Here is a 13,535-nt window from a genome sequence, read left to right on the forward strand (position 1 = left end):
AGGAAAGAGATCGTTATGAGCAAGATAGCTAACGTTATTGGTTTTGAAGTAATGGATTCACGTGGTAACCCAACGGTTATGGCGGAAGTAGTATTGGAATCTGGTGTTGTAGGCACTGCCTGTGCTCCATCAGGTGCATCTACAGGTTCGCGTGAAGCGTTGGAATTGCGCGATGGCGATAAAAGCCGTTACTTGGGCAAAGGCGTATTAAAAGCCGTTGCTAACATCAACGAAACCATCAAGCCATTATTGGTTGGCAAAGATGTAGCCGCTCAGCGCGAGTTGGACGACATTATGCTTAAAGCAGATGGTACCGAAAACAAAGCTAACTTGGGTGCGAACGCAATTTTGGCAGTGTCTTTGGCTGCTGCAAAAGCTGCTGCACAAGACAAAGGTATTCCTTTGTACGCACACATTGCCGACATTAACGGCACGCCAGGCAAATACACCATGCCTGTGCCAATGATGAACATCATCAACGGTGGTGAGCACGCCGATAACAACGTTGATATTCAAGAATTCATGATTCAGCCTGTATCTGCGCCAAACTTCACCGAAGCATTGCGCATGGGTGCTGAAGTATTCCACAGCTTGAAAAAAGTATTGGCTGGCCGCGGCTTAAACACTGCAGTGGGTGATGAAGGTGGTTTCGCTCCTAACCTTCCTTCTAACGAAGCCGCTCTTGAAGCCATTGCCGAAGCTGTTGCAGCTGCTGGTTACAAGTTGGGCGAAGAAATTACCTTGGCCTTGGATTGTGCATCATCTGAATTCTACAAAGATGGCGTATACGACATGTCTGGCGAAGGTAAAAAATTCTCTCCAGAAGAGTTCGCCGATTACCTTGCAGAACTTGCTTCTAAGTACCCAATTTTGTCTATCGAAGACGGTATGGACGAGAGCGATTGGGACGGTTGGAAAGTTCTTACCGAGAAAATCGGTAGCACTTGTCAGTTAGTGGGTGATGACTTGTTCGTTACCAACACCAAAATTTTGAAAGAAGGCATTGATAAGAGCATTGCTAACTCGATTCTTATCAAGTTCAACCAAATTGGTTCTTTGTCTGAAACATTAGACGCAATCAAAATGGCGCAAGAAGCTGGCTACACCGCAGTTATTTCTCACCGTTCTGGCGAAACCGAAGATACCACTATTGCTGATTTGGCCGTGGCTACTGCAGCGGGCCAAATTAAAACAGGTTCTTTGTCTCGTTCAGACCGTGTTGCTAAATACAACCGTTTGTTGCGCATTGAAGCTGAATTGGGTGAAAAAGCTCCTTACCGTGGCCGCGCTGAATTCAAATAATTGCGCCCATGCCATTTATGGCTAGGTAATAAAAAGCCGGCAATTTAAGTTAACGCTTGATTGCCGGCTTTTTTGTTTTACCATGCCTTAAAAATGCTATGCTTCTGCTTGTTTTAGGTGTGTTGGCGCAGGCTAACTGGTTGTTTGCATCGCGCTGTTATGTAAGTTTTTGGTAGGTTTGTTCATGAAGTGGCTCGCCATTATTTTAGTTGTTGCGCTTTTAGCTCTCCAGTATAGGCTGTGGATGGGCGAGGGTAGTATTGCCAGCGTGGTGAGTTTAAATAGAGAAATTGCCAAGCAGAAAGAAGAAAACGCGCGCCTGCGTGAACGCAACAGATTACTAGCAGCCGAAGTGGATGCATTGAAGCAAGGCAAAGATGCTATAGAAGAAAGAGCCCGCAACGACATGGGCATGATAAAAGAAGGCGAAACATTTTTTATGATTGTGGACGAAACAGACAAAGACACGAAAAAAAATAAAAAATGATCGTGCTTTAATTCGTCGCAAGCCGTGTGATACCCGCGCTAACCTATTTAATTTAATGCAGCTTACACTAGAGATATTTCTTTGATCGCGCCAAAGCAAAATACAATTTCGCAACATCGTCAGCTTTGGGCTGTTATTCCCGCATCGGGCATTGGTGCTCGTATGGGGGTTGGTATCCCTAAGCAATATTTATTGCTGTGTGGCAAAACCATTTTAGAGCATACCCTTCACAAAATAAGTCAGGTAGAAAACCTAAGCGGCATCGTTTTAGTGCTAGACGCAAACGACCAATACTGGCCCACCCTTAACTGCAATAGCATTCCCAACCTGCATGTGGTGAATGGCGGCGCTAGCCGTGCGCAATCGGTTAAAAATGGGTTGAGCTATATAGCAAAACAAATAGCCAATAACACTGCCAATAACACAGGCCAAGACCAAGAAGTAAAAGTGTTGGTTCACGATGCGGCACGCCCCTGTGTAAATGTAAAAAATATAGAAACACTTGTGGCGAGCTGTGAGCAGGCGAACCAAGGTGGAATATTGGCAGCGCCCGTGGCAGATACCGTAAAACGTGCGGTTGAACAGGGCGAGGCGCCTGCAGTGCAGGCAACAGTAGATCGCTCTTTGTTATGGCTAGCACACACGCCGCAGTATTTTGAATTGCACTGCCTACTCAATGCGCTAAACCACTGCGAGCAAGCGGGGCTAGAGGTAACCGATGAGGCATCTGCAATTGAGCAAACCGGTGGGCAGGTATTATTAGTTGCCGACGGTAAAGACAATATTAAAATAACGCTGCCAGAAGATATGCTGGTAGCAGAAGCAATTTTAGCGAATCAGTTAAAACAGGGTACTTAGATATGCGCATAGGTCAGGGGGTTGACGTTCACGCCTTTGGGGATGGCGATAAAATAGTAATAGGTGGTGTAGTTATACCCTACGAGCGCGGTTTAGTGGCGCACTCCGATGGCGATGTATTGCTACACGCACTTTGCGATGCTTTGCTTGGTGCAGCGGCCTTGGGGGATATTGGCAAGCACTTCCCCGATACCGATAGCGCCTATAAAAATGCATGCAGTCGCACTTTGCTGCGCATGGTTTATAGCAAACTAAAAGCCAAAGGCTATAGTTTGGTAAATGCCGATATGACCATTGTGGCACAAGCGCCTAAAATGGCACCGCATATTAGTGATATGCGCGCAAAAATTGCAGAAGACTTAGATACCCACATAGATAATATTAACGTTAAAGCCACCACCACAGAGCAACTCGGCTTTAATGGACGTAAAGAAGGTATCACCGCACTTGCAACCGTACTAATTAAATAGCTTTGTACAAATATACTTAAAGCACTTTCATCCGCACCGTTCTAGCCAATTGGCTAGTGCTATAGAGAATACAATTTAATGAGTTTTAATTTAGATTTTGCCTACGCCCAAGGGCAGCCCACCCAGACTGCCACCTTCCGCCAATTAGCGGAGGATTTTATTGTAGATGAGCAGCTAGGCTTTGAATTTAGCGGTGAAGGTGAACACCTATATGTTCAAATTAAAAAAACAGGCGAAAACACGCAATACGTTGCTAAACAACTGGCGCGCTACTTGGGGGTTAAGCCGGTTGCGGTTGGCTTTAGCGGCCTGAAGGATCGTCACGCTGTAACTACCCAGTGGTTTAGCGTGCAATTGCCGGGTAAAAATATTGATATCGACTGGGCTGACTTTATCGAAAAAACGCAGCTCAATGTGGAAGTATTACAGCAAGGGCGGCACAGCGCCAAATTGCGCCGCGGTCAGCATTTATGTAACGATTTTGTTATTACTTTGCGCGATATTAGCCAAAGTGATGACCTAGAAGCGCGATTGCAAACTGTAGCGGCCAACGGTGCCCCCAATTATTTCGGTGAGCAGCGTTTTGGTATTGATGGCGGTAACCTTGCGCGTGCGCAGGCGTGGTTTAGTGGTGAAGACCCCATTCGCAACAAAAACATGCAGGGTATTATTTTATCTGCTGCACGCTCCTACCTGTTTAACCTAGTGCTTAGCGAGCGAATAAAGCAAGACAATTGGCTAGCGCCGATGGACGGCGACCCCGCAGAAGTACCAACTGGCCCACTATGGGGCCGCGGCCGACCTAAATCGACCGATGCATTGCTAGAGCTAGAAAACGAAGTACTGGCCCACTTGGACCTATGGCGAGATAAGCTCGAGCACAACGGTTTAAGCCAAGAGCGCAGAGATTTAGTGCTTAAGCCTCGTTCATTCTCGTGGCAGTGGCAAGACAATGCCTTGGTACTTAGCTTGTCGTTGGCCCCTGGGCTATATGCAACATCGCTGTTGCGTGATGTATTGCTATTGAATAACGTTTCAGCAGAACAATACGCCCCTCCTGCAGCCTAAAAACACGCCAACTTGTGGTATAGTTCGGCGGTTTTGTTTAACTGCCGCGCGGCTTGTGCTTATACTAGCCGCGCTTTATCAATGGACGCTAGCGCTTAGCAGAAGTCGCTAGCCCATTTGCTTTGTCGAGAGGGTGAAGTGGATCGATTAAAACTAGAAGGCGTGGGGATGACCTCTAAACGCACTCGTGACCGTTTGGTCGAGCGTTTGCTCGAGCAAGGGGTAACTAGTCAGTTTGTGTTGGAGTTAATAGCCAATACGCCACGGCATTTATTCTTAGATGAAGCGCTTTCCCACCGCGCTTATGAAGATGCGTCCCTCCCTATAGGCTTCGGCCAAACCCTTTCCCAGCCCTACATTGTTGCCCGAATGACCGAAATATTGCTCGGTGCCGCTGGCGACCCCAAGCGCGTGCTCGAAATAGGCACTGGCTCTGGCTACCAAACCTGCATTTTGGCGCAAGCCGTTGAACATGTGTGGAGCGTGGAACGAATTAAGCCATTGCAGGACAAAGCAAAACAGCGCTTAAGGCACCTAGGGCTAAATAATGTCACCTATAAGCACGCGGATGGCGGCTTCGGTTGGCCCGAGCAGGGGCCCTTCGATGCAATTCTTTCTGCCGCGGCACCTCGCGATATTCCTAAAAGTCTGCTACAGCAATTGGCGCACAATGGCGTGCTGGTTATCCCCGTGGGTGCTGATGAGCAGGTGCTTACCCTAGTGATAAGGGATGGCGAAGAAGACAAATTCATAACCCAAAAATTAGAACCTGTTAAGTTTGTACCACTACTATCTGGAGTAACACGTTAAATGAGTGAGCAGCGCACAAAAAAGGATTACGCCTTAATTGCCTTAAAAGGCATGGCTATGGGGGCTGCAGATGTGGTGCCGGGGGTGTCGGGTGGCACTATTGCTTTTATTACAGGGATATATGACGAGCTGTTAGGCTCTCTTAAAAAAATCGGCCCAGAGGCCGTGGTAGTACTATTTAAACAAGGTATACCTGCTGCTTGGAAACACGTTAACGGTAATTTTTTAGCCGCATTGTTTGTGGGTGTTTTACTTAGTATTAAAACCTTTGCGGGTATTGTGGGTTACTGTTTAGAGCATTACCCGCTATTAGTGTGGGGTTTCTTTTCTGGGTTAATTCTCGCGTCCGTTGTACAGCTGTATAGGCACGAAACCCACTGGAAATGGCTGGATTTAGTGCCTTTTTTATGCGGTGTGGCCTTTGTGGTGGCCATTGCAATGGCAAAGCCTGCGCATTTGCCTGGGCACAATTGGGTACTGTTTCTCGGTGGTTTTGTGGCTATATGCGCAATGATTTTGCCGGGTATCTCTGGCAGCTTTATTTTGTTGTTGGTTGGTCTTTACCCTGTGTTTCTTGCTGCGATTAACGAGTTCAATATTGTCGCGCTTGGAGCGTTTGCTGCGGGCTGTGCCTGCGGTTTAATGGTTTTCTCGCGCATACTCTCTTGGCTGCTTGCACGCTTTCGGCGCACAACGTTTGCTACATTGTTGGGCTTTTTGGTTGGTTCGCTTTATGTAACCTGGCCTTGGAAAGTTGTTAATGAATTTGTTATTAATCGCCATGGCGAACAAATCGCCATTTCATCAAGTAACGTGTTACCTAATGTTTATACTGCTTCCACAGGTAACACTAGCCTTTGGGCGATGGTTGTATTTTGTGCCATAATTGGTTTGTTTTTAGTACTTTTTATTGAGCTTTTAGCTAAGAAAATGAAGGCCTCCTAGCCAAAAGTGGCAAAAATGCCATGCTAAAGCATGGGTGTGACAGCAAAAAAAGCCAAAACGAGCGATTTTTTTTAGACTAAAATTATATTAATTTCTAATAAATTAGATCTATTAATTGCTAAAAGTTCTAGAATTGCCTAAATATTGAACTGGTTAAGAAACTCGTCATTTACTAGCAAAAGGGATACGTGGTGGAGCAGGTTAGATGGCTGATCAATATATTGATCGCTCTGTTGCTTCTTCAAGGATGCAGCAGTGCACCTTATCGGGCACCTGTCACCGACGTATCCCAGCCTCCTCCTCGTAAAATACACACTCATATTGTTGCTCCGGGTGAAACTCTCTATTCCATCGCATGGCGCTACGATTTAGATTACAAATCCTTGGCGGCCGCTAACGGCGTAGCTTCGGGCTATACTATTTACCCCGGGCAAATAATTAATCTGAATATATCTAATACTACACCTCCTCCTAAAGTACTAAAAAAGAACCCGCCTGCCGTAGTGAAAAAGAAGGTGCCGGCGGTTGTTTCCACTCCCCGCCGATCAGGAAATACATCATCGACAGTCAAAAAACCGCCAGAAGTAACTACAACCAAGTGGAGTGGTAGTTGGCAATGGCCCTGCAAATGCGACGTAATTGCATCTTTTCACAGCAATGGCGGGCTGCATAAGGGTATTGATCTAAAAGGTGATTTGGGGGACTCTGTACTCGCAGCTGGAGCAGGGCAAGTAGTCTACGCCGGCGATGGGCTGCGGGGTTACGGCAAGTTACTAATCGTAAAACACAGTGACAAATACTTAAGTGCTTATGCCCACAACAGTCGATTATTAGTGAAAGAAGGTGACGTTGTGGCAGCAGGACAAAAGATTGCCGAAATGGGTTCTACAGGAACAGACAGTGTCAAACTTCATTTTGAAGTGCGCTATGACGGTCAACCGGTTAATCCATTGAATTATCTCCCCAAGAAGTAAAAAAATGTGTCAACTAGGAAAAAAGTACTAAAGAAATTGTGAGGCGGCCGAAATAGAGTTTTACGAGGTAGTCGCTTCTAACCGCTAAAACATACCGCAGCGGGTAAGCAAGCATTTAGTACACGAGGGGGTCAAATTGATTTGTATTGACCAACCTAATAAGCAGGGTAGTTCGGATACCCAACTATAAACACGGTCACAGGGGTTACAGTCATGGCAGTTCAAGAAATCGAAATCAGTCGTTTTGAAGAAGAAGAATCCATAATTGCTACGGGCATTACTTTTGATGTAGAAAGTGCCAAGGAACCTGAATCGCCGACACGGAAACGTGCAACCGCTACCCGCGCGAGTGCAGAAAGTGAAGATGCATACCAGAAAAACTTGGATGCGACACAGCTATACCTAAATGAAATAGGCTTCTCGCCACTATTGAGTGCCGAAGAAGAAGTATTTTTTGCTCGTAAAGCCCTGAAAGGCTGCGAAGCATCCCGCAAGCGCATGATAGAAAGTAACCTGCGTTTGGTTGTTAAAATTGCACGCCGCTACGTAAACCGCGGCCTTGCGCTTCTCGATTTAATTGAAGAAGGCAACTTAGGTTTAATTCGTGCAGTAGAAAAATTCGACCCAGAGCGCGGCTTTCGCTTTTCTACCTACGCAACTTGGTGGATCCGTCAGACCATAGAGCGCGCCATTATGAACCAAACGCGCACTATCCGTTTGCCAATTCATGTGGTTAAAGAGCTTAACGTATACCTGCGTGCAGCCCGCGAGCTTTCTCAAAAGCTTGATCACGAGCCATCACCGGAAGAAATTGCAACACTGTTAGAAAAACCGTTAGAAGATGTAGAGCGCATGCTTGCATTGAATGAGCGCGTAACCTCCATGGATGTGCCAATTGGTCCTTCTTCGGAAAAAACAGTAGTAGATACCGTAGCCGATCAAGATGTATCGGACCCTGTAGAGCTGTTGCAGGAAAGCGATCTTAGCCAAAGCTTGGATGGTTGGTTAGATGAGCTAAGCGAAAAACAACGCGAAGTTGTAGCACGTCGATTTGGGCTTCGCGGCCACGAAACCAGCACCTTGGAAGAAGTGGGCAAAGAAATTGGTTTGACGCGCGAACGCGTTCGTCAAATTCAAGTAGAAGCACTACGCCGTTTGCGCGACATATTAGAGAAACAAGGTTTGGATGCGGCATCGTTGTTTGGAGCTATGTAAACTTCAATTAACACTACAATGTTAAATCCATAAAAGAAGCCGCAATTCAGCGGCTTTTTTTATGACTGTCGAATACGTGTAAATTCCCACTCAATACTGTAAAAGTTAACACAACGTTTGTATGATTGCGTGCAAACTGCTTTGGCGTAAATTTTGCGCTTAAATTCAGTATAAAAACCCAACTCTATCAGCATCTCAATAATTAAAGCTGCAAAATAAGCCAATCATGGCAGAAAAAAGCGACTAAGGAATTTACATGGCCATACACGAGCGCGCAGGCAAACCGGTAATAGACAGTGATTTAATTAATATTCCGCGTCTAATCAGTGAGTACTACACTAAAAAGCCCCAAGAGGGAGCATTAGTGAGCTTTGGTACTTCTGGGCACAGGGGCTCATCGTTTAATGGCACTTTCACCGAATCGCATATTCTTGCTATTTGCCAAGCGTTAGCAGAGTACCGCGCAAGCAAAAGCATTACAGGCCCAATGTATGTAGGGATAGATACACATGCATTATCAGAAAGTGCGTTTATTACTGCAGTAGAAGTGCTGGTGGCCAATGGCGTGGCGTTAAAAGTGCAAGCAGGTAGGGGCTATACGCCTACCCCAGTTATTTCGCACGCAATTCTTACCCATAACCAAGGGCTAACAAGTAATTTGGCCGATGGTATTGTAATTACTCCGTCGCATAACCCACCGCAAGATGGCGGCTTTAAATACAACCCCCCCAATGGTGGCCCAGCCGATACAGATATTACCGATTGGATTCAAAAGCGCGCGAACGAGCTTATCGCCGCAGAGCTAGCAGGTGTTAAGCGCACAGAGTACACCGCAGCGTGCGAATCGGAATTGGTGGAAGAGGTCGATTTAATCCAGCCCTATGTCGATGATTTGGGCTCAGTCATTGATATGGAAGCCATCGCCAAAGCCGGTGTGCGCATAGGTGTAGACCCCCTTGGGGGCAGCGGTATTGCTTATTGGGATGTTATTGCGAATACCTACGGCTTAAATATTGAAATGGTAAGCCGCAAAGTAGACCCAACCTTTTCGTTCATGACCTTAGATAAAGATGGCAAGATCCGTATGGATTGCTCATCCCCTTATGCCATGGCGGGCTTAATTGGTTTAAAAGATAAATTCGATGTGGCCATAGGCAACGACCCAGATTACGATCGCCATGGTATTGTTACCCCCTCTGGGCTTATGAACCCCAACCACTACTTGGCGGTAGCAATTCAATATTTGTTCTCGCATCGCCCGCAGTGGTCAGCAGACCTTGTGGTTGGTAAAACCCTTGTATCCTCTAGCATGATCGACCGCGTAGCAGCGTCTATTGGCCGCAAGCTTGCCGAAGTGCCGGTTGGCTTTAAATGGTTTGTTGATGGCTTATACGAAGGCACTTGTGGTTTTGGTGGTGAGGAAAGTGCAGGGGCATCCTTTTTACGCCGCGATGGCAGCGCGTGGAGCACAGATAAAGACGGTATTATTTTAGGCTTACTTGCAGCAGAAATAACTGCAGTAACCGGTATGGACCCAGCCGCACATTACCAAAAGCTAACCGAGCAATTTGGTGCACCTGTGTATACGCGTATTGATGCACCTGCTTCTGGGCCGCAAAAAAGTGTACTAAAGGCCTTAAATGCGCAAAGCGTTATCGCGCAGAGCTTAGCGGGCGAGCCTATTACCCAAAAGCTTACCCATGCGCCTGGCAACGGTGCGGCAATAGGTGGTTTGAAGGTGTGTACCGAAAACGGCTGGTTTGCCGCGCGCCCATCGGGTACTGAAGAAATCTACAAAATTTATGCAGAAAGCTTCAAAGGCGAAGAGCATTTGCAACAAATTCTTACCGAAGCGCAAGCAATTGTAAGTGAAACCTTCAAAGCGGCTGGCGTATAGCTGGTCGCTCTTATATCCAGTCTGGTTTAGCCCCAAATTAGACTAGCCCCAAACTGGATTTGCCCCAATCAATAGCACAAACAGGTGGTATTAGCGTTGGGGCAAGTCATCAACGGCTTGGTATTTTAAAGTAGGTATAAAAAAAGCCGCTAATAGCGGCTTTTTGCGTTCAGGCTAAAAAGTAACTGCTAAAGCGTATTAGCGCTCTAGGTATTGCAGTTTACCTTCTACACCATCCCATTCTTCAGCGTCGGCTGGCGCATCTTTTTTCTCGGTGATGTTTGGCCACACTTCAGCTAATTCGGCATTCAGTTCTAGGAAGGCTTGCTGGTCATCTGGAAGCTCATCCTCAGAGAAGATTGCGTCCACAGGGCATTCGGGTTCGCACAATGCGCAATCGATACACTCATCAGGATGGATAACCAAAAAGTTAGGGCCTTCATAGAAGCAGTCTACCGGGCAAACTTCCACACAATCGGTGTGTTTGCATTTGATACAGTTGTCACCCACTACGAATGTCATTGTTGGAACCTCTTCCTATCTTTATGAGCGGCGCATTCTAACAGGATAGGCGCCACTCAGGAATACTTGCAGCGCCTGTTCTACCTCTAACTTATATCTTTTAAATCGTATAAGGCCTGTAAAGCTTGTCTCGGGGTTAAATTATCGGGGTTAATGCTTCTCAGTTTTATTTCCACAGCCGAAGGGGCCGCGCTCGCAAACAAATCGGGTTGCGGGCTAGCCGGTTTGGTTTTGGCAGCAGCAGCTGGTTTGTTGGGTTCTGGTTCCGCAACCGGCTCTTGCAAGGCAATAGGCTCGGGGGCCGGGAATTGGTGCGGCGTGTCTACCGTCGGCTGGGCCTCTAACCTGCGCAAGTGACCGCCCGCGTCGGCAATCACGTTGGAAGGAATACCAGCTAGTTTTGCCACCTGCAAACCAAAGCTCTTGCTGGCAGGGCCGGGTTGTATTTTGTGAAGAAAAACAATCGAGTCGTTGTGCTCGGTTGCATCCAAATGTACGTTTTGCACGCCAGCTAATGCTTTCGGCAAGCCGGTTAGCTCAAAGTAATGGGTGGCGAACAGGGTAAATGCGTGCAAGTTGTTAGCGAGATGTTCCACGCATGCCCACGCCAGCGACAGGCCGTCGTAGGTACTGGTACCGCGACCAATCTCATCCATAAGCACAAGGCTGTTGCGGGTAGCGTTGTTTAGAATATTGGCGGTTTCGGTCATTTCCACCATAAAAGTAGAGCGGCCGCCTGCCAAATCGTCTGATGAGCCAATACGAGTAAATATGCGATCTACCAAGCCCAGCTTGCAAGCGCTGGCCGGTACGTAGCAGCCAATTTGCGCCAGCAGCACAATAAGCGCTGTTTGTCGCATGTAAGTCGACTTACCGCCCATGTTGGGGCCGGTAATGATTAGCATCCGTTGGTCGGTATCTAGTAGTAAGTCGTTAGGTACGAACGGGTCATCTAACACCTGTTCAACCACAGGGTGGCGACCTTGTTCGATAAAAATGCCTTCGCCTTCGTACAGCTCTGGCTTGCAAAAGTTTAATAGGTTTGAACGCTCGGCTAATGTGGTTAATACATCTAGCTCGGCAACGCCAGAAGCCGCAACTTGTAGTTCGCGCAATTGCTCGTTGAGGGTTTCGATAAGATCATCGTACAAGCCTTTTTCACGCGCGAGCGCACGGCTTTTTGCAGACAAGGCTTTATCTTCAAAAGTTTTTAATTCTGGCGTAATAAAACGCTCGGCATTTTTAAGTGTTTGCCTGCGAATATATTCTGTTGGCGCCGAGCTAGCTTGCGATTTACTAATTTCAATGTAGTAACCGTGTACGCGGTTGTAGCCCACTTTAAGCGTAGAAAGACCGGTTTTAGCACGCTCTTGTTCTTCTAACTTAATTAAATAATCACCGGCATTTGTACTAATTGCGCGCAGCTCGTCTAGCTCTTCATCGAACCCTTCTGCAATAACCCCGCCTTCGCGAATAACTACCGGTGGGTTTTCCATTAAGGCACGGCTAAGCAAATCAACTAGGTCTGGGAATTCTCGAATTTCTTTTGCTAGTTTTTTTAGTAGCGGGCTATCAATACCGTTTAAATGCTGTTGAATTGCGGGAAACTCCGCAATAGATGCACATAAACGCGACAAGTCGCGCGGCCGAGCAGAGCGCAAAGCCAAGCGGCCCAAAATACGTTCTAAGTCACTAATGTGTTTTAAGGTGTGACGTAGCGGTTCAAATTGATAATTATCTAACAGCGCTTCTATAGCGCTTTGGCGCTGGTTAAGTATGTAAATATCGCGCAGTGGTGAATGTAACCAGCGGCGCAATAAGCGCCCACCCATTGCTGTGGTGGTAGTATTTAACACGCTAAATAATGTGTTGTCTTCTGTGCCGGCTAGGTTAGTGTCTAACTCTAAGTTACGGCGTGTTGCTGCATCCAGTGTTACTTTGGTTTCTGGGTTATCCAATACTAATTTGGCAACGTGGCTTAGCGTCGTTTTTTGGGTTTCTTGTGCATATGCAAATAAGCACCCCGCGGCGCTAATACCTGCGGTAAAGTCTTCGCAACCAAAACCGCTTAAATCTTGCGTGCCAAAATGGCGGGTGAGCAAGCGCTGGGCTGTATCGTATTCAAACTCCCAATCTGGGCGGCGTCTATAGCCTGCACGCAAGCTTATAATATTAGGTACGGTAAGCAATTCTGGGGCAAGCAATTCGGCTGGCTGTAAGCGCTCAATTTCGCCTATTAATGCCTCTTCGTCGGCAACTTCAAATACGGTAAAGCGGCCACTGCCCATATCTAAAGAGCTAATGCCATAGCGCTCATCTTTTAAGGTGATAGCCACCAAAAGGTTATCGCGAGTTTCATCTAGCAGCGCTTCATCACTAACCGTGCCTGGGGTAACAATGCGCATAACTTTGCGCTCTACCGGCCCTTTGGTGGTAGCTGGGTCACCTACCTGCTCTACAATGGCAACTGAAACCCCCAAACGCACAAGCTTAGCCAAATAGTTTTCGGCTGCGTGGTAGGGCACGCCCGCCATAGGAATAGGCTCGCCGTTGGATTTACCGCGTGCGGTAAGGGTTACATCTAATAGCTTCGCCGCTTTTTTTGCATCATCGAAAAACAACTCATAAAAATCCCCCATACGGTAAAACACAATCTCATTGGGGTGCTCTGCCTTAATGCGCAGGTATTGCTGCATCATAGGGGTGTGGTTTTCGTTAGCAATGGGCGTAGCGGTAGATGTACTGTTCATGCGGCTTGTAGATTAACTCGCTGGTTGTATGAAAAGTGGCCAGAAACGGCGTGGGCTATAAAAAGCCAAGGCGCGAGATTATGCCATTTATAGAAGGTTAACCAAAGGGGCAGATGCTTAAGTTGCCGTAATGGGCTTGTAGGGGGGGGGGGAGATTAGCTGCTAGCCGAAGTGGAGATGCTAATTAAGCAGACGGGGGCGGAGGTGGCTAACCTAGGTGCCACCGCTATACCTACC

At 47.1% G+C, this 13,535-nt stretch carries 12 protein-coding genes; 10 read left to right on the top strand and 2 right to left on the bottom strand.

All coding sequences use genetic code 11. The annotated features are described in order from the left end of the window. Positions 1 to 15: 15 nt before the first annotated feature. The 10 genes from eno to pgm all read left to right on the top strand — a co-directional run bounded on the left by eno (position 16) and on the right by pgm (position 10,026). Entirely contained in the window at positions 16 to 1,302 is a 1,287-nt protein-coding gene (gene eno / locus SDE_RS06535) for a phosphopyruvate hydratase (RefSeq protein ID WP_011467727.1), read from the top strand. Between the two features lie 184 nt (positions 1,303 to 1,486). Then, positions 1,487 to 1,789 (top strand): cell division protein FtsB, encoded by a 303-nt coding sequence (gene ftsB, locus SDE_RS06540; protein WP_011467728.1) that lies wholly within the window; start codon positions 1,487 to 1,489, stop codon positions 1,787 to 1,789. 81 nt (positions 1,790 to 1,870) lie between these two features. Beyond that, positions 1,871 to 2,647 (top strand): 2-C-methyl-D-erythritol 4-phosphate cytidylyltransferase, encoded by a 777-nt coding sequence (gene ispD / locus SDE_RS06545; protein WP_049762590.1) that lies wholly within the window; start codon positions 1,871 to 1,873, stop codon positions 2,645 to 2,647. 2 nt (positions 2,648 to 2,649) lie between these two features. Then, positions 2,650 to 3,117, top strand: coding sequence for a 2-C-methyl-D-erythritol 2,4-cyclodiphosphate synthase (gene ispF, locus SDE_RS06550; protein WP_011467730.1), 468 nt, complete (start codon positions 2,650 to 2,652; stop codon positions 3,115 to 3,117). A gap of 78 nt (positions 3,118 to 3,195) precedes the next feature. After that, positions 3,196 to 4,185 carry a tRNA pseudouridine(13) synthase TruD gene (gene truD, locus SDE_RS06555; RefSeq protein ID WP_011467731.1) on the top strand — a complete coding sequence of 330 codons (990 nt, stop codon included), beginning with the start codon at positions 3,196 to 3,198 and terminating at the stop codon, positions 4,183 to 4,185. A 168-nt stretch (positions 4,186 to 4,353) separates the two neighbouring features. After that, entirely contained in the window at positions 4,354 to 4,995 is a 642-nt protein-coding gene (locus SDE_RS06560) for a protein-L-isoaspartate(D-aspartate) O-methyltransferase (protein ID WP_041324339.1), read from the top strand. Then, positions 4,996 to 5,940: a DUF368 domain-containing protein gene (locus tag SDE_RS06565; RefSeq protein ID WP_011467733.1), complete on the top strand. Its 945-nt coding sequence runs from the start codon at positions 4,996 to 4,998 to the stop codon at positions 5,938 to 5,940. Positions 5,941 to 6,131: 191 nt separating this feature from the next. Next, positions 6,132 to 6,914 carry a peptidoglycan DD-metalloendopeptidase family protein gene (locus SDE_RS06570; protein WP_011467734.1) on the top strand — a complete coding sequence of 261 codons (783 nt, stop codon included), beginning with the start codon at positions 6,132 to 6,134 and terminating at the stop codon, positions 6,912 to 6,914. Positions 6,915 to 7,127: 213 nt separating this feature from the next. Further along, on the top strand, positions 7,128 to 8,129 hold the full coding sequence (rpoS, locus tag SDE_RS06575) for an RNA polymerase sigma factor RpoS (RefSeq protein ID WP_011467735.1): 1,002 nt from the start codon (positions 7,128 to 7,130) through the stop codon (positions 8,127 to 8,129). 256 nt (positions 8,130 to 8,385) lie between these two features. Continuing rightward, entirely contained in the window at positions 8,386 to 10,026 is a 1,641-nt protein-coding gene (gene pgm, locus SDE_RS06580; protein ID WP_011467736.1) for a phosphoglucomutase (alpha-D-glucose-1,6-bisphosphate-dependent), read from the top strand. Between the two features lie 198 nt (positions 10,027 to 10,224). On the opposite strand, the gene fdxA is transcribed toward pgm, so the two are convergent. Together fdxA and mutS are read right to left on the bottom strand one after the other, a co-directional pair. Beyond that, complete coding sequence (gene fdxA, locus SDE_RS06585) at positions 10,225 to 10,548, bottom strand: ferredoxin FdxA (protein WP_011467737.1); 324 nt, start codon at positions 10,546 to 10,548, stop codon at positions 10,225 to 10,227. An 86-nt stretch (positions 10,549 to 10,634) separates the two neighbouring features. Next, positions 10,635 to 13,298, bottom strand: a complete 2,664-nt coding sequence (mutS, locus tag SDE_RS06590; RefSeq protein WP_011467738.1) for a DNA mismatch repair protein MutS — start codon at positions 13,296 to 13,298, stop codon at positions 10,635 to 10,637. Between the last annotated feature and the right edge of the window lie 237 nt (positions 13,299 to 13,535).

This window comes from Saccharophagus degradans 2-40, assembly GCF_000013665.1.
GTDB lineage: Bacteria > Pseudomonadota > Gammaproteobacteria > Pseudomonadales > Cellvibrionaceae > Saccharophagus > Saccharophagus degradans.